The sequence below is a fragment of the Niallia circulans genome, assembly GCF_007273535.1.
Taxonomy (GTDB): Bacteria; Bacillota; Bacilli; order Bacillales; family Cytobacillaceae; genus Niallia; species Niallia circulans_B.
This window is the reverse complement of record NZ_RIBP01000001.1, coordinates 1,123,627-1,150,183: the sequence shown is the minus strand read 5'-3', so window position 1 is coordinate 1,150,183 and position 26,557 is coordinate 1,123,627. Positions and strand designations below refer to the sequence as shown.

Below are 26,557 nucleotides of genomic sequence, written 5' to 3'. Positions count from 1 at the left end.
ATGAATGAACTATTGATTTCAGGATTTTCAGATGAGATTTCAGCTGATTTTGACACACAGCTTGAGGTTGTGAAGCAGCTCGGCATGCAATACATATCATTGCGCGGAATTGACGGCAGAAATATTGGTGACTTTTCGGTAGAGGAAATAAGGGAAGCTGTTTTACCACGTTTGCAAAAGGCTGGGATTGGTGTTTCTTCGATTGGCTCGCCAATCGGGAAAATTCTTATTGATGATGAAAGCGGCTTTGATGAGCAAAAGCAAATGCTGCACACATTATGCCAGATTTGCAGCTTACTTGATTGCAATTATATCCGTATTTTCAGCTTTTATATACCGAAAGGGGAAGAAGCAGATTTCTATCGAGATACTGTTATAAGTAAATTAAAGGAATTTGCCGAGATTGCCAATAAATATGAGGTAATTTTGCTGCATGAAAATGAAAAGGATATTTATGGAGATATTGGTATTCGTTGTAAAGAGATATTACATGAGGTTGGGTCTCCTTCTTTTAAAGCGATATTTGATTTTGCTAACTTTATTCAGTGTGGGGAGGAGCCAAAACAATGCTATGATCTTCTGCAGGATGAGATCAGCTATATTCATATTAAGGATGCAGTTTCAGCTACTGGACAGAATGTAGTGTGTGGCACGGGTCAAGGGAGGATTCCTGAGATTCTTGCACTAGCAATTGACAATGGCTATAAAGGCTTTTTGACACTTGAGCCGCATCTTGTATTATTCGAGTCGTTAAAGGACTTGGAGCTGGAAGAATCGCTTCACTTTATCGAAAATAATAAAGCGCTTACGGGTGCTGAGGCATATAAGCTGCAATATGAGGCGTTGTTGGAAATCCTTAAAAAAATTTCAAGCAGGGAGGAAGTATGATGGGAAGCAAAGTGAGATTAGGTGTGATCGGATTAGGAGCACAGGGCGGAGCATACGCTGACTATTTGGCAGAGGGAAAAGTATCGAATATGGTGCTTGGAGCTATTTGTGATATTGATCCCGCGAAAAAGTCTGTAGCGTCCGAGAAGTTTGCTGGCATTCCTTTTTATGATAACTATATTGAAATGCTTGAAAGCGGTGCAGTAGATGCAATTGTCACTTGTGTTCCTCATTATTTGCATCCTGAAATGGCGATTGAAGCACTGAAAAGAGAGATGCATGCACTTGTTGAAAAGCCAGCAGGTGTGTATACAAAACAAGTCAAAGAAATGAACGACTTTGCAGCAACAAAGCCTGAATTAACATTTGGGATTATGTTCAATCAAAGGACAAATCCACTTTATCAAAAACTAAAAAGTTTAATAGATAGTGGAGAAATCGGCAGCATTCGCCGTACAAACTGGATGATAACAACATGGTGGAGGCCGCAAGGGTATTATGATCAAGGAGCATGGAGAGCAACTTGGGAAGGAGAAGGCGGAGGGGTACTTGTCAATCAGGCACCACATCAAATTGATTTGCTTCAATGGATTTGCGGAATGCCCAAGAAAGTATATTCTAATGTGAAATATGGCTTCCAGCGCAATATTGCTGTAGAGGATGAAGTGACGGCATTGCTTGATTACGGCAATGGCGCAACAGGTGTATTCATAACATGTACACATGATCTCATTGGTACTGATCGGTTTGAAATACTAGGTGATAACGGAAAAATCGTTGTTGATGACAGCAAGAAAATTACGATTAAACGCCTTGCTAAACCAGAGTCAGAAATGAGTGCAACCATGAGTATGCATGATGTGGCGAAAATATTTATGGGCGGCAACACCGACGAACTCTTTACAGAGGAAGTGCTAGAATTCGAGAGTGTTTGGGGAGAGCAGCATATTGCTGTTTTAGAAAACTTTGCAGCTAATATTATCGACGGAACGCCGCTTATTGCGAGTGGTGCTGATGGCATAAATGGGGTTGCACTGGCAAATGCGATTCATCTTTCAAGCTGGTTAGACAAGGAAGTAGAGCTTCCGATTGATGAAGAGGTGTATCTAGCAGAATTAAATAAAAAGATAGCAGAAGAGAAACGAAACCCAATCAAAAGCTAAGATGTGAAGGGGAGAATTGAATGCTGAAAGCAGCTGTAATCGGACTTGGCGATATTTCAAAGATTCACCTAGCCGCCATAGAAGCTAACCCAGATGTGGAATTAACGGCAGTATGCGATATTGCTTCAGCACATCGAAGCCTATTCCCAAATGTGAACTATTACAATGACTATGAAGCAATGATAGCAGAGGAAGTGCTGGATTGTGTCCATATATGCTTGCCGCACTATCTTCACTATCCTGCTACAAAAGCCTGTGTAGAAAAGGGGATTAATGTCTTTCTTGAAAAACCTGTCGCCTTAAATCATATAGAGGGTTATTCGTTAGTGCAGCTAGAAGAAGAGCATGAGCATGTCAAGATTTGTGTGTGTTTACAGAATCGGTACAATAAAACATTTGAAGTCCTGAACGACATGATTAAAAACGGCAATTATGGACCGATTTTAGGAATTAAGGGTCTGGTGACGTGGAACAGGCCTAAGGCTTATTACGACACAAAGCCTTGGCGTGGCAAGATAGATGATGCCGGCGGTGGTGTGATGATTAACCAATCGATTCATACTTTGGATATAATGCAGCTGCTTGGCGGAGAAATCGAATCAATAAGAGGATCTATTGATCAATTACTTGATTACGGAATTGAAGTAGAGGATACAGCAAGTGCTCATATTCAGTTTTCCAATGGAGCAACAGGGTTGTTTTTTGCGACAATTACGAATGAACGAAACTCAAGTGTAGAGCTGCAAGTAACATTCAAGGACGAAAAGTTTACCATTAAGGACAGTATTTTAACAAGAGCTGATGACGAGGACAAAAAGATAGAATTAGTGACAGATGACAAGCTTCCTGGGACGAAATTCTATTATGGAGCAAGCCACGCTAAGCTGATTAATCGGTTCTATCGTTGCATTGCTGCAGACAGCGACGAATATACCCATGTAAAGGACGCCCTTATGTCGATGAAAATGATTGATGCAATCAGGCAATCGTCAGAAGAAAAAAGACGTGTCAGAATGGAGGAGCTAAAGGATGAACAACGCGAAAATTGGAGTTCAAATGTTCAATTTGAAAAGTAAGATAGAAGAAATAGGTGTTTATGAAACTATGAGATCTATCCATGAGCTTGGTTACCACTTTGTGGAGGTGACACAAATTCAAATGACACCTGAAAATGTTGCCGAACTACGCAGAGCAGGCTTAGACTTTAACATCAAGATTGCAGCTATCAGTGCCCCCCTTGATTCCATGCCTGGCAGCCAAGGCGAATCGTTATCAACAGACTTTGATAAGATTGTCAGTGACTGTAAAACATTAGATTGCAATTTTATAAGAATTGGCATGATGCCTGTTAATCTGATGGGAAATAAGAGCAAGGCTATGGCATATATTGCTGAAGCAGAGAAGATGGCAGAACGGCTCAAACAGCATAATATAGAGCTGTATTACCATAACCATCATATTGAGTTTGAGAAATATGACGGGATTTCTCTGCTTGATATCATGAAGGAGCAAACTTCAAACCTAGGCTTTGAGCTTGATGTACATTGGGCACAAAGAGGCGGAGCAAATCCGATTGATGTTATTAATCGATTTGCAGGACGTGTTGCACTCATTCATTTAAAGGATTACAGAGTCGGCCAGATTGACTTAGGTGATTTAAAGGATATGTCCAATTTTATGAACAAATTTACGGGTAATATTGAATTTGCAGAGCTCGGACAAGGTAATCTTGACATTAAAGGGATTATGGAAGCCGGGATAAACAGTGGTGTACAATATTTTCTGATTGAACAAGACGACACATATGGCAGAGATCCATTTGATTGTCTGAGAGAGTCAGGAGATTATCTTAAACAATTAGGATATGCTGAATTGTTCTGATAGATAGGTTGTAAATGTTAAGCTTTATAAGGGAGAGGTCCTAATATAGTGGGACTTCTCTCTTTGGTTGTAGGTCGTTCCTATGTTTACTTAGTAAATAATAATTGACGCAAATTACCTATAGTGTTAAGATTAAATTAATTAGTTAGTTTGCTAAACAAATTAATAAAATAGTAGAATTAGAGAATAAGTGGATATTTTTTTCAGCATAAATGGAAGGGGTTACAAACAAATCAGGTGATTAAAGGAGGGAAAAAACGGATGGGAATTCTTCAAGTATTATTACAAGACATTCCAGTTCCAAAAATGGCAAAAGTTAAGGTTAACTTTGATGATGCCAAAATAGATGATCTTACGTCAGTCTTAATGGAAAAATTGCAAAGAGAGAAAATAGGAAAAACTATTAAGCCAGGCATGGAAATTGCCGTTGCAGTTGGAAGCAGGGGACTTGATCGAATTATCGAGCTAACAGCTGTAACTGTGAAGTTTCTAAAAGATTTAGGCGCAAAGCCTTTTATTGTCCCGAGCATGGGCAGTCATGGTGGTGCAACGGCTGAAGGACAGCGGGCTGTTTTAGAGCATCTTGGAATAACGCAGGAAGCAGTAGGAGCTGAGATTCGGTCCACTATGGAAGTGGTTGAAGTTGGCAGACTTGCGAATGGGCTGCCTGTTTATGTAGATAAATACGCTTTGCAGGCAGACGGCATCGTTGTGATTAACCGCGTAAAACCTCATACAGCATTTCGAGGTCCTGTCGAAAGCGGCATTATGAAGATGATAAGCATCGGTTTAGGTAAGCAAAAAGGGGCTGAGGCATGTCATCAAATGGGATTTAAGTATATGGCTGAAAACGTTCCAGCAATGGCAAAGGTGATAATGGCGAAAACTCCCTTCCTTTTCGGTGTGGCGACAGTCGAAAATGCCTTTGATAAGATTGCAATCGTTGAAGTGCTGACACCTGATGAGGTCATTGCTAAAGAGCCGGACTTACAGAAAGCAGCAAAGACATTATTGCCAAAGCTTTTTTTTGACCAGCTCGATGTCCTTGTAATTGATGAAATTGGCAAAAATATCAGTGGTGACGGAATGGACCCTAATATTACTGGCCGCTATCCTACCCCATATGCATCAGGAGGACCAGATGTTAACAAGATGGTCGTGTTAGATGTGACACCCCAATCAGAGGGAAATGCGAATGGTGTTGGAACGGCTGATTTCACCACACAACGGTTACTAGACAAGATGGACAGAGAAGGAACTTATGCTAACGGGTTGACTTCCACTGTTGTAGCACCAACAAAAATTGCCACGACGCTGCCTAATGATAGAATGACTTTTCAAGCAGCAGTTAAAACTTGCAATATCTTAAATTTTAACGATGTCAAACTTGTGCGCATAAAAAACACGTTAGTCCTGAGTGAGATTGAAGTTTCTGAAGGCTTACTAGATTATGTTTGCTCCCATCCAAATATGGAGCAAATTACGGATCTTAAAGAAATTCCTTTCAATGAGCAAGGCAATTTATTTTAGAGGAAACGGAGAGAAGATAGATGTCTACACTATTTGATTTAAACGGTAAGGTGGCAGTTGCAGTTGGAGGAAACGGGGTATTAGGCTCCTCGATGGCAATGGGCTTGGCAGAGCATGGTGCAAAGGTAGCCATTGTTGGCCGGAATTTAGATAAAGCAGAAGAGATTGTTCAAGAAATAACCGAAAATGGCGGGATTGCGAAAGCATTTTATGCTGATGTCTTAACAAAGAATTCGTTACTTAACGCAGCAGATGAAATCGAACAATGGGCTGGCTGCTGGGACATTGTTCTTAACGCACCTGGCACGAATAGTGCAACACCTTTTTTTGAAATTGGGATGGATGAATGGGATCGAATTATGGATGTTAACTTAAAAGGCATAGTTTTAACCTGTCAGATTTTTGCGGAGAGAATGATAAAGCATGGGAAAAAAGGGAGCATTATTAATATTTCGTCTGTTTCTTCTACAACGCCGCTTTCAAGAGTGTTTACTTACTCTGTATCAAAGGCAGGAATCAATAGCGTTACACAATTCTTGGCACGTGAATTTGCTCCACACGCAATTCGTGTTAATGCCATTATCCCCGGCTTTTTCCCGGCAGAGCAAAATAAGAAAATTCTTGATCAAGAGAGAATAGAAGACATAATGAGGCATACGCCGATGAAACGATTTGGAAGCGCGGAAGAGTTAAAAGGTACAACAGTGTGGCTGGCATCAGATAAAGCGTCCAGCTTTGTAACAGGTGCTTTGATAAGGGTAGATGGCGGATTTGGAAGTATGACGATTTAATTTTCATAACCAACGTAAAAAATAGTACGGGAGAAAGGATGCTGAAACAATGATTGCAAAAAAATATGAACAGCTAGTGTCGATCCTTCAGAAAATGGAGACAGTTGTTGTTGCTTTCTCAGGGGGAGTGGACAGTACATTTTTATTAAAAGCGGCAGTGGATGCCCTTGGAGCTGGGAATGTGCTTGCAGTTACGGCAGACTCAGAAACATACCCTTCCAGCGAATTAGAAGAGGCAAAATCACTGGCGTTACATATCGGGGTAAAGCATATCGTTATTGAAACTTCGGAATTAGCAATTCCCGGTTACTCGGAAAATACGAAAAACAGATGCTATTTTTGCAAAAGCAGCTTGTTTGATCATCTGATACCGGTTATGGAAGAGGCGGGCTATAACAATGTTATTTATGGAGTCATTGCTGATGATATGAATGAATTTAGACCAGGCATGAAGGCTGCAAAGGAAAAAGGGATTCGAGGTCCGCTTCAAGAAGCTAATTTGTTCAAAGAGGAAATTCGCGAGCTTTCGTTTGAGCAAGGACTGCCAACGTGGAATAAACCATCCTTTGCATGTCTATCCTCAAGAATTGCTTATGGTGATAAAATCACGAAGGTAAAGCTGACAAAGGTCGAAAAAGCAGAGGCATTTCTGAAATCACTGCATATTCGTCAAGTGCGGGTTCGAACACACCAGGACATCGCCAGAATTGAGGTAGAGCCAGATGATATGAAGATAATCCTCGGAAAAAACAAGATTATAGTGAACGCATTGCAGGAGTTCGGCTACAAATATATTACTTTAGATTTAATAGGCTACCAGAGTGGCAGTATGAACAAGTCACTTGTTAAAGAAGGAAACACAATTATTTAATTTATGTAGAGTACTAATAACATAAAACAAACAATCTAGCGGTTTTTTAAGTATGAAGCTCGTATAGTCTGGAAAATTGAAGGGTGGAGCGATATGCTGGAGGAAATTTTGTCCCAAGTTCAAAGTGGTGAGTTAAGCGTGAGTGAAGCCAAACAGAAGCTAGCAACATATGAAAATTTAGGATTTGCCAAGGTAGATCATCATCGCAACAAACGTCAAGGCTTCTCAGAAATTGTTTATGGAGAAGGGAAGGAACCTGAGCATATTATTTCCATCATTCAATCGTTAAGAAATCGGAACAATCAAGTGCTCGTGACAAGAGTTTCTAAAGAAAAAGCGGAAAAGATTCAAGTAGTCTGTCCGGAATTTATCTACAATGAAACTGCTCGGATTTTATATTGGAAAAAGGGGACGGAGAAGCAACCGAGTGATAATGGCTATATTGCCATCATTTGTGCTGGCACCTCTGACTTAAAAGTAGCAGAGGAAGCGGCTGTCACAGCAGAAGTGCTCGGGAGCGAGGTGCGTCGCATATATGATGTGGGTGTTGCAGGAATTCACCGCCTCTTTAATCATCTTGAGGAAATTCAAAATGCAACCGTTTCCGTTGTGATTGCGGGTATGGAGGGGGCGTTGCCAAGCGTCGTTGGCGGACTTGTGTCTCACCCAGTCATTGCTGTGCCGACAAGCGTTGGCTACGGAGCTAATTTCAACGGCTTATCCGCATTACTGACAATGTTGAATTCCTGTGCATCAGGAATAAGTGTTGTAAATATTGATAATGGCTTCGGCGGCGGCTATAACGCCGTCTTAATCAATCAACTTGCACAAAAAAGGAGCACAAAAAATGAAAACGTTATACTTTGATTGTTTTTCAGGAATAAGTGGTGATATGGTAATTGGCGCCTTAATTGATGCAGGAGCTGACCCAGAATTCTTAGTTCAAGAATTGAAAAAGCTTCAAATTGACGATGAATACGAGCTTGTTTGGAAGAAGGTCGTAAAAAACGGAATCACAAGCACAAAATTTGATGTGATGTTGTTAGATAGTATAAGGATGAATAATGCTGTTGACCATAGCCATGAGCATGGTCATAATCATAGTCACGACCACAATCATGACCATAGCCATGAGCATGGTCATAGTCATAGTCATAGTCATAGTCATAGTCATAGTCACGACCACAATCAAGACCATAGCCATGAGCATAGTCACGAACACAGTCATAACCACAGCCATTCGCACAGTCATCATCACCGCTCTTATAAAGATATTGTGAAGCTTATTATTGAAGCGGACTTATCGGATGATGTCAAAAATACAGCTTTACATATTTTTGAAAAAATCGGTCGGGCAGAAGGACATATCCATGGTATGCCTCTTGAACAAGTCCATTTTCATGAGGTTGGTGCAGTGGATTCAATCATTGATATCGTTGGGGCAGCGATACTTATTCATCATCTGGAAGTCACGGTGATAAAAGCATCAGCTATACCTGTGGGCACAGGAAGAATCAAGATTGATCACGGTATTTATCCTGTTCCCGCGCCTGCTACCCTCGAGATATTAAAGGGAATTCCACTTGAGCATACAACTATTCACGGTGAATTAACGACTCCGACTGGTGCGGCAATTGTTGTCGCATTGGCAGCTGACTTTTGTGCGTTTCCATCTTTAAAGGTGCAATCGATTGGCTATGGGGCTGGCACAAAGACCTTTGCCGAACATCCAAATGTCTTGCGAGTAATTATAGGAGAGCAATCCCAACCATTGTAGAGAGGAGAATAAACAGATGACAGCACATCCTCCCAATGAAGAACATATCGATGAAGCGATGCTGAAAGTAGAAGTTAACTTGGATGATATTTCCGGGGAAGTACTTGGTTATGTTATGGATTTATTATTTGCAAGTGGCGCTAACGATGTCTATTATTCACCGATTTATATGAAGAAAAATCGGCCGGGAATTTTGCTGCAACTGCTGTGTTCACAGCAGAAATTAGCGGAAATGAAGGGAATTCTCTTTAAGGAAACTACCACATTAGGCATTCGTTATTACCCAGTTGTCGTCCATCGCCTTGAACGAAGGTTTAGAGAGGTCAAAACAGAGTGGGGGATAGTTAAAGTGAAGGAAGGTATCCTGCAAGGACAGATTGTCCAAACGGCACCAGAATATGAAGATTGCAAAAAAATAGCAGTGCAACACCAAATCCCACTGAAAGAAGTATATGAACAAGTGTGGAGAAATACGAGGTCAGAAATATAAAGGAGATTCTGTGATGATTATTTCATTCATTTCAGTATTATTTTTAGGGTTAATACTTGGCATAAAGCATTCATTAGAACCAGATCATATTATTGCAGTATCTACCATTGTCAGTAAGGATAAAAGACTTTCCAGATCAACATTGGCAGGAGCCTTTTGGGGAATTGGCCATACGGCAACATTATTTGTTTTTGGGATCTTGATTGTTTTGCTGAAAGGGGAGTTAGCTGATAAATGGGTAATGACCCTCGAATTTATGGTAGGAATTATGCTTGTGTATTTAGGAAGCAAAAACTTGCTGTTTTATACAAATAAAAATCTAAAACAGCCGACTGAACGAACGTCACTTATTAAAGTTACGTTAATAGGGATAATTCACGGTCTTGCAGGAAGTGCAGCAATGGTGTTGTTAACTATGTCAACAGTTTCAACAGTTTGGCAGTGTGCCTTGTACATCTTGGTTTTTGGTATAGGAACAATAATAGGCATGCTTATTTTCACCACAATAATCGGCATTCCATTTGTATACAGCAGTAAAAGTATCCTTGCAAATAAGCTGTTAGTAAGGTTTGCCGGGTCTGTCAGCTTTGCATTTGGTGTCTACTATATGTACTCTATTGGCATAACAGATGGCTTATTTAAATTATGGGTAAAATAAATAGCTGGTGAGAACAAAATTATAAAAAATGCCCAAGGTAGAAGTACCTTAGGGCATTTTTTTAATTACCTATTATTTTCTTCCGTAACCTTAAAGCGATGAACCAATTTTTCAAGCTGATCGGACAGTTGGGATAGGGCTGTTGCTGAAGACGAAACTTCTTGGAATGATGCAGTTTGTTCTTCTGTAGCAGCTGCAACTTCTTCTGTGTTCGCCAATGTTTTGTTCGAGCTGTTTGCGATTTCTTCCATCGCCTGCTGAACACCTTGAACCTCTGTTGTGATTTGGTCAGATGTTGTGGCAACATCCTTAATATGGCCAGCAACCACTTCAATGCTTTCAAGTATTTCTTTAATATGCGAATTTGTTCGTTCAGAAAGCTGAATACCAGAATCGACATTATCTTTAACTAGAATCATATTCCCGACAGTTTCTGAAGAATGGTTCTGAATAGCGTTTACTAGTGTGTCGATATGGTTGGCAGAATTACTTGTCATATCTGCCAGTTTGCGTACTTCATCTGCAACGATGGCAAAACCTTTTCCGTGCTCACCAGCTCTTGCAGCTTCAATAGCAGCATTTAATGCAAGTAAATTCGTTTGTCCGGAAATTTCCTGAATATTGCTTAGCGTTTCTTTAATTTCATTTATGCTCGACACTAATGAGTGCAGACCGTTTTCTGCCAATCCAACGGAATGGTGAATGGTATCCATTTGCCCAAGCATTTCTGACATCGCTTGTTCACCATCATTTGCTTTGCCTTTAATACGATCGGACTCTTGTGCAACATGATTAGCATTCGTTGATACATTTCGAACATTTTGCAGGGAGTTATTTACTCTGTTTAAACTATGCTGTGCAGCAGTATTTTGGTCATTGCTGATTTCAGTAATTATCTGAATAGCATCAGCAACTTGTTCTGCTGTTACCCTTGATTGCTCCATACTAGCTGCAAGCTCATCAGAGGATTGCGCAACATCCTTGGAGGTTTGGCCAACTTGTGTAATCATTTCTCTAAGTGATTGAACGAATTCATTAAAGGAAGCTGCCAAGCTAGCAAATTCATTCCTTCCGCTTACCTTCACTCTTTTTGTTAAATCTCCGTCACCAGATGCAATTTCTACCATCTGCTTATTCATTATGTTTAATGGGAGTAAAATGGAGCGTAGGAGAACAAAACCTAATACTACACTTATTGCAGCTGCTACAATAATAATTGTAACTAATGTTGTTCTAGCAATTTCTGTGTTTTGTGCGTTGTCTGCTTCAATTTTGATAACATCTGAGTTAATTTGTTCTACAAGCGTATTGACTGCAGGATCAAGCACTTCTTTTCGTAAATCTCTTAAATCACCGAAATGTAATGCCTCTGCTTCAAGAGCATTATCGCTAAACGTATTGACTACTTTGTCGCTCATTGTTTTGTAGGATTGAATGCTTGTAGCTAGTTGTTGAATACTTTTTTGATATTCTTGATAATTCGCTAGTTTCCCCATAGAAGTAAGTGTGTCTTCTACATCTGCAGTCTTCTCGTTTATTCCATCTGTATATTGGTTGTCTCCAGTCAGCAAGAAGCCTCTTTCGTCATTTGACATCCCTGCTAAACGATATTGGACATGTGTAACGAGACGCTGCATTTCTTTCGCCTCATTTAATTTTACATAATTATCTTCAGCGTTATGAAGACTGTAATTACTGTAAACACCTATACTAACTAAAGATAGAAGCAAAACAGTCAGTATTAAGATTAATTGTGTTTTAATTTTCATCCTTCGACCTCACTTATTCATAAGCATATATTACTATTTATATATCGGTTAAATGATTAATTAGTGAAGTGGTCGGAATTTAATCTATTTTAGGTTAAAAAGACCAAGGAGAAATGGCGGGGGCGTAATATAAAAAATACCCCTAGGCATGCAATAACAAATTGCATGCCTAGGGGGGGGGAAGCACTTTCTGATTAGTGAGTTGTCTCTTCTTCCTTATTTTTAATATCTTTAATAATATCTTCGATTGTCACGTTTTCTAGTTCTTTTTCCAACGCTATTTGGGCTGATGACAAGACAGGTGCTATGGAATCCTGAATATTTCTGCCAACAAGGCATTCACGAAGAGGATTTTCGTGCACACTGAATAATTCCTGGTCTTTCACAACTTCAACAGCTTTGTATACATCGACTAAACGAATGTCGGACGGAGCTTTTGCCAGTCTCGCTCCAGCAATACCCGGCTGCACTTCTATTAAACCATTTTTTTTTAACATGCCCATGATTTTTCTTATTAAAGTTGGGTTAGTGTTGACACTTCCTGCCAAAAATTCGGAGGAGCTTATCCCGTCTTTATTTATATCCAATAAAGCTAGTATATGGACACCAACGCTAAATCGGCTGCTAATTTGCATAAGTCTCACCTGCTTTTCCGATTAAAATACAATAAAAAGTATTATACATGATATTCCCCAAAAAATAAAAACCATTCTCATTGACAAAAACTTAAGATGTATCTATTATTAATACAGGTATTCGAAATAAATACATCGATATTATGCATGTTAACAACTTGTCATGAATAAATTTACTTGGAGGAATAGAAATGAAGCTATTAGTAACAGGAGCTACAGGCAAATTAGGCAGTAAAGTGGTCGAGGAATTACTTAAAACAGTACCCGCAGAACAATTGGCAGTTAGTGTTCGAAACCCTGAGAAAGCAGAGCATCTTCGTGCACGTGGTGTAGAAGTGCGCCACGGAGATTTTGACCAGCCAGAAACATTGGCTACAGCATTTTCAGGAATTGACCGTTTGCTGCTCATTTCTGCAGATGGCGATAATGAAACAAGAATTCGTCAGCATTCAGATGCAGTGGCCGAAGCAGAGCGTGCTGGTGTGAAATTCATCGCATACACAAGTATCGGCAACGCACAGGAAAGCAGTAATTTCCTTGCACCAACACATAAAGCAACAGAGGAAGCAATCCTAAAAACAGGCATCCCTTATTCCTTCCTTCGCAACAACTGGTACTTAGAAAATGAAAGCTCCAGTATTCAAGGAGTTCTAGCAGGAGCACCTTGGGTAACATCAGCAGGAAACGGCAAGGTTGGCTGGGCAGTGCAGCAGGATTATGCACAAGCAGCAGCGACAGTACTTACTGGCACTAATCACGAAAATACGATTTATGAACTTTCCGGTACATTATTAACTCAAGACGAAATTGCCGCAGAACTGAGTGCTGTTCTTGGCAAAGAAGTAGTCGTACAGCATGTTGAGGACACTGATTATGCAGACATCATGAAACAAGCAGGTGTGCCAGAATTTTTGCTGCCAATGCTAGTTAATATTCAAAAGGATATTCGCGAAGGTACATTGGCAATTGAAAGCAATGATTTTGATAAACTGCTTGGACGTCCAGTAACATCTTTGCGTGAAGGTTTAGCACAAATAGTAGAAGGCAGCTCTAACTAATGTAGATGACTCTTTAGACTGTGACAAGGGGCTGATAAGATGAGTTTTTTCAAAAGAATTTTTGGTAAACAAAAAGAGGAGGCTGGAAAAATGGCAACGGAAAAGTTAAATATCGGGATTATTTTAGGAAGTACAAGACAGGGAAGAGTTAGTCCGCAAGTTGGAGCATGGGTGAAAGAAATCGCGGAACAACGCGGAGATGCCAACTATGAAATTGTCGATATTGCCGATTTCAGCCTGCCGTTTCTTGGCACAACAGATGGTCAGGAGCAAGGTGTTGCCAAATGGAATGAAAAGCTCGACAGCCTTGATGGATTTGTCTTTATCGTCCAAGAATACAACCACAGTATTACAGGAGCATTAAAAAATGCCCTTGATTCGGCACGAGATGCTTGGAACAACAAAGCAGCCGGAATCGTAAGCTATGGTTCAACTGGAGGAGCACGTGCAGCTGAGCACTTAAGAGGAATTTTAGGGGAGCTGCTGATTGCCGATGTCCGCGTTCATCCAACACTATCCTTGTTTACAGATTTTGAGAATGGCACAGTATTTAAGCCTGCTGATCTCCATCTTACAAATGTTAATGAGATGCTTGATCAAGTGCATGCATGGAGCGGTGCACTAAAAACATTGCGACAATAATGATTAATAGACAACCGAGCATCTTGTTGGATGCTCGGTTTTTTTATTGTCCTTTGAACAATAATAGTGATTTCTTTGTCGCTGCTTCCATTCTATGCCATAATGGTATCTGAATTAAGGAGTGATCACATATGCAAAAAATATTGATTGTTGAGGATGACCCTAAAATAGCAACCCACTTAAAGATTCATATTGAGAAATATGGCTATGATGTGACGTGTGTCAGTGATTTTGAACATGTTATGAATACTTTTCATAAAATAATTCCAAATCTAGTGCTGCTGGATATTAATTTGCCAAGTTTTGATGGCTATTATTGGTGCAGGCAAATCCGGAAGGAATCGGTGTGTCCGGTGATTTTTCTTTCCGCAAGAATAGGAGAGATGGATCAAGTAATGGCATTGGAAAATGGTGGCGATGACTATATAACAAAGCCGTTTAGTGCGGAAATTGTTATCGCAAAAATCCGCAGTCAGCTGCGCCGTGCTTACGGCGAATATGCCAGCATTCCAGAGAATCGGATAATAGAAAACGCTGGTCTAAAATTCTTTCCGGAGAGATTGGAGCTTACCTATAAAAACAAGAATATTTCCTTAACAAAAAAAGAAGCGGACATTATAGAAAGTTTAATGGAACGATATCCTCGGGTGGCTGGACGTGAGGATTTACTTGAGAAGCTTTGGGATGACCAAAGCTATGTGGATGAAAATACATTGAATGTCAATATTACGAGAGTCAGGAAAAAATTTCAGGAAATTGGCTTGCAGGATGCAGTCGAAACAGTAAGAGGGGCAGGATACCGGTTAAATGTATCTTGGGCGGCAGATAAAAGATGAAGTTATTTATGAAAGAGCATGCCTTGCTGATGTTCGTACAATTTGTGCAAATGCTCCTCTTCCTTTCTATCTTCTGGTTTGATGGCTATCGCGATATTAAACTGTTTTGTTACACTGTTTTTCTTAATTTTTTCATTCTTGGCGGTTATCTCACTTGTCATTATTTATCACGTCAGAAAATGTACAAGCGTTTAAATCAGCCGCTGGAATCACTGGATGACAGCTATAAAAAAACAGATGATGCCCCGATTTCTACGGCTTTTGATGAGGTGTTGCGTAGTCAATACAAGCTTTTTCAGACTCAATTGAAAGCAGTTGAAAAAGAACAGGAGGAGCATCGCAAGTTTATGGATCAATGGGTTCATCAGATGAAAACACCTTTGTCAGTGATTGAGCTTACCGCCCAAAATTTAGACGAACCTGAGTCCTCCAGCATCCGCGAAGAAACGGCAGTGATGAAGGCAGGCTTAAACACGGTGCTGTACATTGCCAGGCTAAAAACCATTGAACAGGATTTTCATATTAAGCCTGTGTATCTTGTGAAATTGGTGGATGAAGTGAACGGTGAGAATAAACGCTTTTATATTCGCAACAAAGTTTATCCGAAGCTGGATGTGAAAAGGGAAGGAATCACAGTGGAAACCGATGAAAAGTGGTTGTTTTTTATTCTCACCCAACTCATTAATAATGCAGTAAAATATTCGTCCGGAATTAGTAGTCGGATTGTGATTTCCATTTATGAAAGAGAGAAGGAAGCCATACTGGAAGTGGAGGATTTTGGGGTTGGCATACCAGAAAGTGATAAAAGGCGGATTTTTGATCCTTTTTTCACCGGAGAAAATGGCAGGAAGTTTCGAGAATCCACTGGGATGGGGCTTTATTTAACAAAGGAGACGTTAAAACATCTTAATCACCAAATGGAAATGGAGTCCGCTTACGGAAAGGGTACAACCTTTCGCATCGTTTTTTCTGCAACACAAAACCTTACAGGCTTGTAAGGAAAGTGTAAGAAGAATCGATAGTTAAGTCATCCATCAGAAAGGTATACTAATCACAGGTCAAAAGCAGAAAAGGAGATCTTGTGATGTTAGAAGTGAACCAGGTTAGTAAAATTTATGAAGGGAAAATTGCTTATAAAGCTTTAAACAATATAAATTTAGCTGTTGAAGAGGGTGAGTTTGTTGGGATTATGGGGCCATCTGGCAGTGGGAAAACAACTCTATTAAATATGATTGCAACAATTGATGAACCAACAACTGGCGAGATTTTGATAAACGGTAAAAATCCTCATCAGCTAAAAAAAGAGGAATTGGCAAAATTCCGCAGACGTGAACTTGGCTTTGTTTTTCAGGACTTTAATTTGCTGCATACGTTGACGGTAGAAGAAAATATTGTCCTTCCGTTAACGCTCGATGGAAAAAAGGTGAAAGAGATGAAACAAAAGGCACAGGAAATCGCGGAAAAATTGGTGATTACCTCTATTATGAATAAGCGCACATATGAAATTTCTGGAGGTCAGGCGCAAAGAGCAGCCGTGGCAAGGGCGATGATTCATGTGCCTAAGCTGCTGCTTGCTGATGAACCAACGGGAAATCTTGATTCGAAGTCTTCCAAAGATGTTATGGAAATGCTGGAAACGATAAATAAGCATGAGCGCACAACGATGCTACTCGTGACGCATGATCCGCAAGCAGCCAGTTACTGTAATCGAGTAATATTTATTCGCGACGGAAATTTTTATTCAGAAATTCATCGCGGCGATAACCGCCAAGCCTTCTTCCAAAGAATAATTGATACACTTTCTTTACTAGGAGGAGATGGTCATGACCTTTCGCAGATTCGCGTTTAATAATGTCATTCGCAACAAGCGACTGTATGCAGCCTACTTCTTAAGCAGTATGTTTACGGTAATGGTATTTTTTACATTTGCGATTTTTGCCTTCCACGAGGTGATATCTGGTAGTGATATGAATTCCTCTGTCCAACAAGGGATGAATATTGCAGGAGCCATCATTTATGTCTTTTCCTTCTTCTTTATCCTTTATTCAATGAGTTCGTTTTTGACGACGCGGAAGAAAGAGTTAGGGTTATTGATGATGCAAGGGATGTCCGTTAGGCAAGTTCGTCTCATGATTTTCTTGGAGAACATGGTAATCGGTTTTTTTGCAACACTAGGCGGTATCCTATTAGGGTTAATATTTTCCAAAGTGATTTTATTAATCGCAGAAAATGTGCTTGTGTTGGATGAAGCTCTTAACTTTTATTTTCCTTTACAAGCAATTATCGTAACATTTCTGTCTTTTATTTTGTTATTTTTCATGATTTCGTTATTTGTTTCCTATATATTACGGAGCCGTAAGCTGATTGATTTAATCAAGGGAAATAAGAAGTCTAAAGGCGAACCGAAGGCTAATATCTTTTTAACGATTTTTGCCGTCTTACTGATTGGTATTGGCTATGCAGCTGCATTAATTGTAAAGGGTGCGGTCGTAATTGTTGCGATGCTGCCAGTAGTGATTGTTGTAATTCTAGGCACGTATCTGTTGTTTACACAGCTAAGCGTTTATATAATCCGCAAATTGAAACAGAATAACAACATCTTCTGGTGGAAAACCAATATGATCCTTTTTTCAGATTTATCCTTTCGGATGAAGGATAATGCACGTACTTTTTTTATGGTTGCGATTATATCGACTGTAGCTTTTAGTGCAATCGGTACATTGTTTGGGTTTCAAACCTTCTTAACAGCAGGGCTGAAAAATAATAATCCCTATACATTTGCCTATATAAGTGTTGATCAGGATAAAGAGGATGTAGCTTTTATAAATGAAACAGTAAACCAGGAACAAATGAAAGCGATGCATGAGCAAACAAAACTCAATTATTATCAGATAGGTCAAGATAACATCGTTATAACTAGTGAAACTGAATTTAATAGATTTGCAGCTTTCTTGGGAGAGGATACAATTGATATTAATAATGGTGAGGTTAAAGTAGTTGAATTTACCGGTAATGAATATGGCCAAACGGAAGAATTACTTAAACAAAACATCAACCTGAATTCAGGTACATCCTTAATTCCAGAGGAAGTAATCTATTCAAGAGCTCTTCCAGCAACAGACTCTTATTATGTAGTTTCTGATCAGGACTTTAAAGAACTGCCAGAGCCAATAAGTGTAGAGAGCTATCATGCTTGGCAAGTAACAAAAGGGCAAGACAATGTCATCGCAGCTTCCGAAAAGATAGAGAAATTAGTTCCTCCTTATGAATTTTATGCTAAAGATTATAGTATCTATCAGCTAAATAAGGCATATGGTTTAGTATTATTTGTAGGATTATTTATCGGAATCGTCTTTTTTGTTTCGGCGGGAAGCTTCCTTTATTTCCGACTGTATGCGGACTTAGAGGAAGACAAACAGAAGTTTCGGTCTATTGCTAAAATGGGCTTAACAGAGAAGGAATTAAAGAATGTTCTTACAAGACAAACAGCGATTCTATTCTTTACACCAATTCTAGTGGCATTGATTCATGGTGCAGTTGCTTTAACAGCGCTGTCACATTTCTTTTATTATGATTTAACAAAAATATCAACAGCAGTATTAGGTGTCTTTATATTAATCCAGGTTATTTACTTTGCGATTGTCCGTTTTTTTTACACAAAGCAGGTTAAGCGTGTTCTTTAGTACAGGGCAAAAAAAGCAGCAGCTCTATATAGAGCCGCTGCTTTTGTGTAATTATCTGCTTGTATAACCAGCATCTGCGTGGATAGTTGTCCCCGTTACATAAGATGATTGGTCTGAGGCTAACCACAAGCTTGCTTGGGCGATTTCAATTGGTTGGCCAAATCTGCCTAATAAGCTAAGCTGTGGAGCAAATTCTTCTTCTGTCTGACCTGTTTCTTCTAATGAACCTCTTAGCATTGGTGTGTCAATTGCTCCTGGAGCAACTGTGTTAACACGGATATTTTGAGGACCGTTCTCTAATGCAGCAACCTTTGTCATCCCAACAACACCATGCTTTGCAGCAACGTATGCTATATTGTTCGGCTGTGGACGGAACCCACTCACAGAAGAAATATTGATAATGCTTCCGCCATCGCCTTGCTTAATCATTTGCTGTAATTCATACTTCATGCAAAGCGCTGTACCAGTCAAATCAACAGAAATTAATCTGTCCCAGTATGCTTCATCGAATTCTGCCGCTGGGGCATTGTCAGGAGTTAAGGCTGCATTATTAACAGCAACATCAAGACGGCCGAATTTTTCGACTGTTTTTGCTACAAGGTTTTGCACTTGCTCTGATTTAGAAATATCAACTTTTACAAAGTATGCTGTACCGCCAGCAGCTTCAATTTCGGCAACCGCTGCTTGTCCTTTTTCTTCATTAAAGTCTGCTACGACAACCTTTGCCTTTGCTTCAGCAAACAGTTTTGCCGTTGCAAGGCCCATACCCATTGCAGCTCCCGTTACTATAGCAACTTTTCCGTCTAATACTGGAAATGTCATATTATATCGATCCCTTCATCTTTAAAATTGTATTATTTATCTGCAATTAAAGCTTAGTTTATTTATGAAAGGGCTTCAATATGCAATAATAATGAATATGTACAAAAACATACAAATGATAATCATTTGTCTAGTAAAATTTTTAAAGGGGTCCTTCCATTGTCTATTATTTATCCAGATAAGCGGGTTAAAAGAACTGTTGAGAATTTCAAAGCAGCATTGTTGGAATTAATGAAACAAAAGAGTTTTCAAGAAATTACCATAACTGATATTGTTCATGCGGCAGATTATAATAGAGGCACATTTTATGCACACTATAAATGCAAGGAAGAGCTATTGGATGAAATAATTGAGGATATGTTTGAGCAGATGGAAGAAGCATATAAAAAGCCATATGAAAATTTATCTGTCATTGATTTTCATGAGTTGTCTGCTAATGCCATTGTATTGTTTGATCATTTTCTAGAGCATAAAGACTTCTATAAGCTAATGCTGTCACCAGAAACGAATTATTCCTTTCAGGAAAAAATGATTAACAGGCTAGATCGTATTTTCAGATCGGAATTTGAGTTTTTTACAGATGATGTTGATGCTGATATTGATATTAACCTATTTTCCACCTATAGAATTCATGGCATTATCGGCATTCTAATGCAGTGGATCAACAGTGATTTTCAGGAACAGCCTGATTATATGGGAAAACAGCTTATCCATATTTTAAGATTTTCTACACCAAAAGTGAACGTAAAAAAACCTGACAGCAATCATCATTAAATAAAACTTAAATTAAATTAAATTTTATTAACTTTATTTTATATATAATCTATTTTAAAATAATATTGTCGAACGAAATAGTTTTATACAAAGGGATGGTATAAATCATGGAATTTAAACAAATCACAGTAGCAGGCAGCGGAGTTTTAGGAAGTCAAATCGCTTTCCAATCAGCCTTCCACGGTTTTAACGTAACCGTTTATGACATTAATGATGAAGTACTTGAATCAGCAAAGGAAAAAATTAATCTATTAAAAGGACGTTATCAGAAGGATTTAAATGCGAGTCAAGAACAAGTAGAAGCAGCATCTGACCGCATTTCTTATAACAGTGACTTAGCAAAAGCGACTGCTGATGCAGACTTGCTGATCGAAGCAATTCCAGAAATTGTGCCGATTAAAACAGAATTTTATCAAAATCTCAGCAAAGTAGCACCAGCAAAAACCGTATTTGCCACAAATTCATCGACATTACTGCCTAGCCAGTTTGCCGAAGCAACTGGACGCCCAGAGAAATTTCTGGCACTTCACTTTGCTAATGAAATTTGGATAAACAATACAGCAGAGATAATGAAACACCAAGGAACAGACATGAACGTGTTTGATCAAGTTGTTGAGTTTGCGAAAGCAATTGGCATGGTAGCATTGCCTCTTCATAAGGAGCAGCCCGGATATATTTTGAATTCCTTGCTTGTGCCGCTTTTAGACGCCGCAGAGCTATTGTTATCAAAAGAGGTTGCTGATGTTGAAACAATTGACAAAACATGGATGATTGCAACAGGAGCGCCAAAAGGTCCATTTGCGATCCTTGACGTTGTCGGCATCACAACATCATACAATATTGTAAAGGCAAAAGCGGAAGCGACAGGTAATTCAGAATTCAAAAAGTTGGCAAAGCTTTTGAAAACAGAGTATATTGACAAAGGAAAACTTGGGGCTGCCACAGGAGAAGGGTTTTATAAGTATCCAAATCCTCGCTTCATGGACCCTGATTTCTTGGGAAATTAATATAACAGAAAGCCTTCCGCATTCGGAAGGCTTTTTTGTTATTTTAAATCCCGCAAAAGGTGCTCTGTAAACTGATTAATCATTTCCGGGCATTTTTCATTTTTTCGAGTCACACGCCATAAATAATTGGAAAGGGTAAGATACTCATTAATGGAAATTGTCACGACTTCATCCTTAAGATGTGTCGGCAATGCTTGAATGATATAGTCATTAGTGATCGTGATAGCGTTCCTTTGCAGTACCATTTGTAAAAGAACGTCTCCGTTATTTGTCGTCAAGGCAATTCTGTTCCTCAAGTTATCTGGAAATAAATCCTCGGCAATTTTTTTCAAGTAAGGGTCATTGTACAGGACAATTGATTCATTCATTTCGTTTATGATTTGGTCAAGGGATATCTTATTGTTGAATCTTAAGATAGAGCTTTTATTAACGGCAAGCACCACTTCGACCCTTTTAATCGGTTCCCATTCCAACGCAACATCATGATTGCCTGAGCCTAACGAAACAAAGCCCATATCTGCATGGCCATTTTTTACTTGTTCCAGCACTGCAGCAGTATCTTCCTCCATTACCTGTACATTAATGTAAGGGTAGCTTTCACGAAATTCAAGGGTATTATTAATGATTTGTGAAACTAGTCCGGGAATTGTGGCAATAACAATATTTCCATACAGGTTGTTTTTGGAAACAGCAATTTCATATTTCAGCATGTCGATGGTTTTCAAAACGGTTACGGCATGCTGGATGACTTTTTTGCCTTCTACTGTTGGGGTTACACCTTTGCGTGAACGAGTAAAAAGCAGCACATCTAATTCTGCCTCTAATTGCGTGATGGACAGGCTGATGGCTGGGACTGTCATTAAGTTCTTTTTGGCGGCATCTGTAAAGGAGCCTAGTTCTCCGACATCAATTAAATATTGAAGCTGGGTTATATTCATGTTTGTCACCTTAAATAATTTTTAAGAATAGTTTTTGTTCCTTAAAGCTATTTTAGCAAATATTTTAACAGAGAAGGGAAAAATGCTAGGGAAATTCCTAGATATAGAGGAAACCGCTTCTGTTATTATCAAGGCAGTACAATAAAATCCTTTATAGATAAATTGCTTTCTTTCATTGCCACGGCAATTAATTTAGCGACAATTGCGGCTCCTTTTGCATTAAAATGGGTATTGTCGGTAATACCGTCAGGGTAGTTCTCAGATTGGCCTGGAGCTATATGTAAAAAATAATCCTTTGACTTTTCTTCACCTGCTGCATTGAAAAACTCTCGTGTTATTGTATGGATATCAAGTACAGGTACATTATTTTCTGCAGCAAATTCAAGCATTGCTTTTGGATAGTCTCCAACAGACTTTTCGTCAATGATAGTTCCATTGAAATTACGGCGCGTAACAGATGTTAATAATAAAGGAAAGGCATTCACACTTTGTGCAACCTGAACATATTGTAAGAGATTTTGCTGATATTCTCCATACGGCTGTGTGCCTTTTGCAGAATCCTCCAGTTTTTGATCGTTATGACCAAATTGAATAAGCAGGTAATCACCTCGTTTAATGCACTTCTCAATTGCTCTTAAATGGCCTTCTTTGAGGAAGGATTTCGTGCTTTTGCCATTAATTGCCCGGTTATCAAGGATGACGGCCTCTGAAAGATATGCTTGGAAAGCCTCACCCCAGCCCGTTTCTGGACGCTTCTCCTGTATTTTCATTGCAGCTGTTGAATCTCCAGCGATGAAAATAGTAATATTTCCCTCCATATAAACAACTCCTATATAGTAATTATCCATTTTTTTCAATTAGGTATATGCACACGTTAACACTATTATGTATAATCATAATAGAACTATTGTTTTTGTTAAATACGAATGATGTGTTAACGCTTACATAATATAACTTATAGGTTTATAAGTCAATTCCTCTTATTAATACAATTGGAAATCGAGTTACATAATTCACCAAATTTATCTACCATGAAGGTGTATACTGAATGGTAACCAAGGAAAATTGCTACTTTGCAGAGAAATAAGGTATTAAAAAATGATAACGCTTACAAATAGTGAACGAAAAACTATGAAGGAGTGATGATTTTGTTTCAAAAAACGCGCGTGTTTCACAGTCTTTTTATTCCGTTTCTCTTAGTTGGAGTCGGTCTTGTTGTTGGATTCAGTATCTTTATCTATAACTCTACCTATGAATCTGTTGAGGAAAGCTTTTTAACAGATAAGAAAAATTATACAAAGCAAATCCTCCAGAACGTGGAACAGAAGGTAAGGACAATTGAATACGGATTTACGGCATACAGTTCAACTGCAAATTTTGAAAAAGTGTTTAATAATCCACTGTCTGACAAAGATTTCGCTACTTATCGCGACATAAAAAAAGAAATGAGTTACATAGAATTGATGGGGATTGAAGGAAGCCACTATAGTTTGATTAGCTTAACACAACAATGGGGAATTATTGAAGGTTCTTTAAAAACCCAGGCGATGGATGATGTAAAAAAATATCAAAAAGAATATGTATCCGATACAAGCAGAAGCCTTTTTTGGGAACCGATTAATAACGGCATCCAAATGGTTATGACTCTGCCCATTTATCAAAGTGAAAAATTTGCAGTAGGAATAGCAAATATTCCTAAATTAAGCATTGATACAATTGTTGGGGAGAATCACCAGCTTGTGCAAATTTACGATCGAACAGACAAGCTGATTTATACAACTGCAAGTAATGAAACAAAACTACCTGAGGACAGCTTTCGGCACTTAAAAACAGCAGCTGTCGAAAATGGCGAAAATTCAAGTGTAATCAATACAGACGACGGAAAGAAGTATGTTTTTACGCGCTCAAATTATAATAATTGGCTTTACTTAGTAGAGATTAACGAAGGTGAAATTGGCAGTATCATTCATAACACGAGAATCGGACTTTTTATTGCTTCTGCTATTTTGATTTTGCTAGTTGGCTTTCTTTCGTATTTGCTGGCTGAATCCTTTTCACGTCCTATCAAAAGAATTCAAGACAAGCTTGGTATTCAACGGGCAAATCCAAAGCAAAATGAACTCTCTCTGTTAGCTGAATCTGTGGAAAAGGTAGTTGGTCAAAAGGAGGTGTTAACAGCTAATTTAACGAAGCAAAAACCGCAATTAGAGACTTTATTTGTTTTGAGTTTATTTAGAAAACGCATAACTGAAAACGAGGTTACGCACCGATTGGAGCAATTTGGATACCAGTTAGCGGAAAATAAGGTGTTTTATACTGGATTAATCCAAATCGATAACTTAGATGACAAACTATTGGAGGATAGAAGCGTATTTTTATTGGGCATAAATAATATTGTGCAGGAAATAATCCCTAAAAATGAACGCTTAATTCCGATTGTGTTAAATGATGAGATGCAAGCAGTCATCTTTGTCCTAGGTAAAGAGGACCAAGACGCAGAACGGAGTATTATGACGTATTACACAGACATTCAAACAGCTGTGAAGAAATACTTGAATATAGTAATAAGCGCCGGAATCAGCCCTGCTTATGACAGTTTAATAGAAAGTAAGCAAGCAGTAGATTTAGCGAAAGAATCGCTTCATTATCGAGTGAATGTTGGTGCAGAATCAATAATATTCTATAAGGATATTGCTTCAATGCTAAATGATGCGTCGATTTCAAAATTTCCTGTCGAGCTGCAAAATGAGTTAATGACTGCTATTCGGTCAGGAGAGGAAGAAGTTGTCATAAGCATGGTTGGCGTTTTAGTGGATGAAATTTTCCGCTTAAATAAAAACCCGATAAGCTTAGGGGTAACTTTAATAAGAGTCATTAATGAGCTTGTACAGCTAGGCCAGCTATTAGGTGCAGAATCAAAAATCTTTGAAAATATTAAGAAAATGTACCAAGCAGCAATCACTGCTTACCATCCCGAAAAAATCAAACAAATGCTGATCAATGACTTAATAAAACCAGTAATAATCAGTACGCAAGATAAGACGGAGCGCGGGTTTAAATCACTGTCAGAAAAAATGGTTTATATTATCCAAACCGAATTTGATGAAGAAATTTCCTTGGATTTGATTGCTGACAGATTGCATTATAATCCTAATTATTTAAGCAATGTTTTCAAAAAAGAATATGGTCAAACCTTCGTAGATTATTTAATGAATTATCGTTTACAGATGGCACAAACCTGGCTGAAAGACACTGATTTAGCGATAAAGGATATCGCTGAGCGTTTGAAATATCGCAACCCTCAAAATTTCATCCGCTTTTTTAAAAAGAAGTTGGGCATCACCCCAGGAGATTACCGAAAAGAATATCGGCACTCCTAAATGGAAAAGAGAGCACCAAAAAAAGCTTCTGGAGCTCCAGAAGCTTTTTCTTGTTTTAAGATTATCCTTTCACAGATCCAACTAAAGCACCTTTTACTAGGTATTTTTGGACAAATGGATAGGCGATAAGCATTGGAACTGTTGCAATGACAATAACAGCCATTTTAATCGTTTGTGCAGGAGGAACCACATCAACAGAGGACCCCTCAGCCTGCATTCCGCTCGATACAATAACAATCTGACGCAATAATACTTGAATCGGCCATTTAGTGGAATCGTTAATATATAAAATTGCTGTCATATACGTGTTCCAGTAGGTCACCGCATAAAACAGGGAAATAGTTGCAATGGATGGCAATGCAAGGGGCAGCATGATTTTTATAAATACGCCAAAATCGGTGCAGCCATCCATTTTTGCTGACTCTTCCAAACTATCAGGCAGAGCCTGAAAAAAGTTTCTCATAATAATAAGGTTAAAAGCATTAATTGCCACTGGGAGAATTAAGGACCAATAGGAGTCAATCAATCCGACCGATTTAACGACTAAGAAGGTTGGAATCATTCCGCCGCTGAACAGCATGGAAAAAACAACAATAAAATTCACTAAGTTTCTTCCAAATAAATATTTACGGGATAAACCATATGCCATTAAAGCAGTAAGAACCATACTTACCAGTGTGCCTATACCAGTAACCCCGATGGAAACAGCTAATGATTTAAATAATGTTGGGGTTGATAAGATATACCGGTATGCGTCGAGAGAAAAGGTTCGTGGAAATAAGATAAACTTTTTGGCTACCACTTCCTGAGTGGATGCAAAGGAACTGGCAATTACATTCACAAAAGGAAGGAAACAAATGAGTGCTATAATAATTAATATTGTTCCATTAATTATTGAAAACGCACGGCCTCCTTTAGTCAGTTTATTCTTTTTCGTCGTCAACATATACAGCCTCCTTGAATT

At 38.8% G+C, this 26,557-nt stretch carries 26 protein-coding genes; 20 read left to right on the top strand and 6 right to left on the bottom strand.

Going from position 1 to position 26,557, the window contains the following annotated elements; translation table 11 throughout:
* From CEQ21_RS06530 to CEQ21_RS06480, 11 genes are all read left to right on the top strand, one after another.
* Window positions 1-888, top strand: a complete 888-nt coding sequence (locus CEQ21_RS06530; RefSeq protein ID WP_185763775.1) for a sugar phosphate isomerase/epimerase family protein — start codon at window positions 1-3, stop codon at window positions 886-888.
* Window positions 885-2,051 carry a Gfo/Idh/MocA family protein gene (locus CEQ21_RS06525; RefSeq protein ID WP_235907188.1) on the top strand — a complete coding sequence of 389 codons (1,167 nt, stop codon included), beginning with the start codon at window positions 885-887 and terminating at the stop codon, window positions 2,049-2,051. Before CEQ21_RS06530 ends, CEQ21_RS06525 begins: the two co-directional genes overlap by 4 nt.
* A gap of 20 nt (window positions 2,052-2,071) precedes the next feature.
* Entirely contained in the window at window positions 2,072-3,127 is a 1,056-nt protein-coding gene (locus tag CEQ21_RS06520) for a Gfo/Idh/MocA family protein (protein WP_185763774.1), read from the top strand.
* Window positions 3,081-3,932 (top strand): sugar phosphate isomerase/epimerase family protein, encoded by an 852-nt coding sequence (locus CEQ21_RS06515; RefSeq protein WP_185763773.1) that lies wholly within the window; start codon window positions 3,081-3,083, stop codon window positions 3,930-3,932. The genes CEQ21_RS06520 and CEQ21_RS06515 overlap by 47 nt, the downstream gene beginning before the upstream one ends.
* A gap of 261 nt (window positions 3,933-4,193) precedes the next feature.
* Window positions 4,194-5,462 (top strand): nickel pincer cofactor-dependent isomerase, group 22, encoded by a 1,269-nt coding sequence (locus CEQ21_RS06510; protein WP_185763772.1) that lies wholly within the window; start codon window positions 4,194-4,196, stop codon window positions 5,460-5,462.
* 20 nt (window positions 5,463-5,482) lie between these two features.
* Window positions 5,483-6,253, top strand: a complete 771-nt coding sequence (locus CEQ21_RS06505) for an SDR family oxidoreductase (protein ID WP_185763771.1) — start codon at window positions 5,483-5,485, stop codon at window positions 6,251-6,253.
* Window positions 6,254-6,302: 49 nt separating this feature from the next.
* Complete coding sequence (gene larE, locus CEQ21_RS06500; protein ID WP_185763770.1) at window positions 6,303-7,124, top strand: ATP-dependent sacrificial sulfur transferase LarE; 822 nt, start codon at window positions 6,303-6,305, stop codon at window positions 7,122-7,124.
* 93 nt (window positions 7,125-7,217) lie between these two features.
* Window positions 7,218-7,991: a nickel pincer cofactor biosynthesis protein LarB gene (gene larB / locus CEQ21_RS06495; protein ID WP_185763769.1), complete on the top strand. Its 774-nt coding sequence runs from the start codon at window positions 7,218-7,220 to the stop codon at window positions 7,989-7,991.
* On the top strand, window positions 7,972-8,901 hold the full coding sequence (locus CEQ21_RS06490) for a nickel pincer cofactor biosynthesis protein LarC (protein WP_185763768.1): 930 nt from the start codon (window positions 7,972-7,974) through the stop codon (window positions 8,899-8,901). Before larB ends, CEQ21_RS06490 begins: the two co-directional genes overlap by 20 nt.
* A 16-nt stretch (window positions 8,902-8,917) precedes the next feature.
* A complete protein-coding gene (gene larC, locus CEQ21_RS06485; RefSeq protein WP_185763767.1) occupies window positions 8,918-9,391 on the top strand; it encodes a nickel pincer cofactor biosynthesis protein LarC2 in 474 nt (157 codons plus the stop codon).
* Between the two features lie 13 nt (window positions 9,392-9,404).
* A complete protein-coding gene (locus tag CEQ21_RS06480; RefSeq protein WP_185763766.1) occupies window positions 9,405-10,049 on the top strand; it encodes a HupE/UreJ family protein in 645 nt (214 codons plus the stop codon).
* Between the two features lie 65 nt (window positions 10,050-10,114).
* Here the strand turns inward: CEQ21_RS06480 and CEQ21_RS06475 are convergent, their stop codons facing one another.
* Both CEQ21_RS06475 and CEQ21_RS06470 read right to left on the bottom strand, forming a co-directional pair.
* Complete coding sequence (locus CEQ21_RS06475) at window positions 10,115-11,818, bottom strand: methyl-accepting chemotaxis protein (RefSeq protein WP_185763765.1); 1,704 nt, start codon at window positions 11,816-11,818, stop codon at window positions 10,115-10,117.
* A gap of 194 nt (window positions 11,819-12,012) precedes the next feature.
* Window positions 12,013-12,453, bottom strand: a complete 441-nt coding sequence (locus CEQ21_RS06470; protein ID WP_185763764.1) for an Rrf2 family transcriptional regulator — start codon at window positions 12,451-12,453, stop codon at window positions 12,013-12,015.
* A gap of 191 nt (window positions 12,454-12,644) precedes the next feature.
* On the opposite strand from CEQ21_RS06470, the gene CEQ21_RS06465 reads away from it, so the two are divergent.
* From CEQ21_RS06465 to CEQ21_RS06440, 6 genes are all read left to right on the top strand, one after another.
* A complete protein-coding gene (locus tag CEQ21_RS06465; protein ID WP_185763763.1) occupies window positions 12,645-13,511 on the top strand; it encodes an SDR family oxidoreductase in 867 nt (288 codons plus the stop codon).
* A 90-nt stretch (window positions 13,512-13,601) separates the two neighbouring features.
* Window positions 13,602-14,153 (top strand): NADPH-dependent FMN reductase, encoded by a 552-nt coding sequence (locus tag CEQ21_RS06460; protein ID WP_419181570.1) that lies wholly within the window; start codon window positions 13,602-13,604, stop codon window positions 14,151-14,153.
* A gap of 131 nt (window positions 14,154-14,284) precedes the next feature.
* Window positions 14,285-14,989 carry a response regulator transcription factor gene (locus CEQ21_RS06455; RefSeq protein ID WP_185763761.1) on the top strand — a complete coding sequence of 235 codons (705 nt, stop codon included), beginning with the start codon at window positions 14,285-14,287 and terminating at the stop codon, window positions 14,987-14,989.
* The gene (locus CEQ21_RS06450; protein ID WP_185763760.1) at window positions 14,986-15,987 is read left to right on the top strand and encodes a sensor histidine kinase; all 1,002 of its coding nucleotides are present in this window, start codon (window positions 14,986-14,988) and stop codon (window positions 15,985-15,987) included. Before CEQ21_RS06455 ends, CEQ21_RS06450 begins: the two co-directional genes overlap by 4 nt.
* An 86-nt stretch (window positions 15,988-16,073) precedes the next feature.
* Window positions 16,074-16,838, top strand: a complete 765-nt coding sequence (locus CEQ21_RS06445) for an ABC transporter ATP-binding protein (protein ID WP_185763759.1) — start codon at window positions 16,074-16,076, stop codon at window positions 16,836-16,838.
* A complete protein-coding gene (locus tag CEQ21_RS06440) occupies window positions 16,813-18,672 on the top strand; it encodes an ABC transporter permease (RefSeq protein ID WP_185763758.1) in 1,860 nt (619 codons plus the stop codon). The genes CEQ21_RS06445 and CEQ21_RS06440 overlap by 26 nt, the downstream gene beginning before the upstream one ends.
* Window positions 18,673-18,723: 51 nt before the next feature.
* Here CEQ21_RS06440 and CEQ21_RS06435 read toward each other — a convergent pair whose 3' ends face one another.
* Window positions 18,724-19,494 (bottom strand): SDR family NAD(P)-dependent oxidoreductase, encoded by a 771-nt coding sequence (locus tag CEQ21_RS06435; protein ID WP_185763757.1) that lies wholly within the window; start codon window positions 19,492-19,494, stop codon window positions 18,724-18,726.
* A 159-nt stretch (window positions 19,495-19,653) separates the two neighbouring features.
* On the opposite strand from CEQ21_RS06435, the gene CEQ21_RS06430 reads away from it, so the two are divergent.
* Both CEQ21_RS06430 and CEQ21_RS06425 read left to right on the top strand, forming a co-directional pair.
* Complete coding sequence (locus tag CEQ21_RS06430; RefSeq protein ID WP_185763756.1) at window positions 19,654-20,268, top strand: TetR/AcrR family transcriptional regulator; 615 nt, start codon at window positions 19,654-19,656, stop codon at window positions 20,266-20,268.
* A 107-nt stretch (window positions 20,269-20,375) separates the two neighbouring features.
* Window positions 20,376-21,275 carry a 3-hydroxyacyl-CoA dehydrogenase gene (locus tag CEQ21_RS06425; protein WP_185763755.1) on the top strand — a complete coding sequence of 300 codons (900 nt, stop codon included), beginning with the start codon at window positions 20,376-20,378 and terminating at the stop codon, window positions 21,273-21,275.
* Between the two features lie 38 nt (window positions 21,276-21,313).
* On the opposite strand, the gene CEQ21_RS06420 is transcribed toward CEQ21_RS06425, so the two are convergent.
* Both CEQ21_RS06420 and CEQ21_RS06415 read right to left on the bottom strand, forming a co-directional pair.
* Window positions 21,314-22,213, bottom strand: coding sequence for a LysR family transcriptional regulator (locus CEQ21_RS06420; protein ID WP_185763754.1), 900 nt, complete (start codon window positions 22,211-22,213; stop codon window positions 21,314-21,316).
* A 128-nt stretch (window positions 22,214-22,341) separates the two neighbouring features.
* Window positions 22,342-23,031: a rhamnogalacturonan acetylesterase gene (locus tag CEQ21_RS06415; protein ID WP_185763753.1), complete on the bottom strand. Its 690-nt coding sequence runs from the start codon at window positions 23,029-23,031 to the stop codon at window positions 22,342-22,344.
* A gap of 330 nt (window positions 23,032-23,361) precedes the next feature.
* Between CEQ21_RS06415 and CEQ21_RS06410 the strand changes: the two genes are divergently transcribed.
* The gene (locus CEQ21_RS06410; RefSeq protein ID WP_235907187.1) at window positions 23,362-25,593 is read left to right on the top strand and encodes a helix-turn-helix transcriptional regulator; all 2,232 of its coding nucleotides are present in this window, start codon (window positions 23,362-23,364) and stop codon (window positions 25,591-25,593) included.
* A gap of 61 nt (window positions 25,594-25,654) precedes the next feature.
* On the opposite strand, the gene CEQ21_RS06405 is transcribed toward CEQ21_RS06410, so the two are convergent.
* Window positions 25,655-26,539 (bottom strand): carbohydrate ABC transporter permease, encoded by an 885-nt coding sequence (locus CEQ21_RS06405; protein ID WP_185763751.1) that lies wholly within the window; start codon window positions 26,537-26,539, stop codon window positions 25,655-25,657.
* Window positions 26,540-26,557 lie beyond the last annotated feature (18 nt).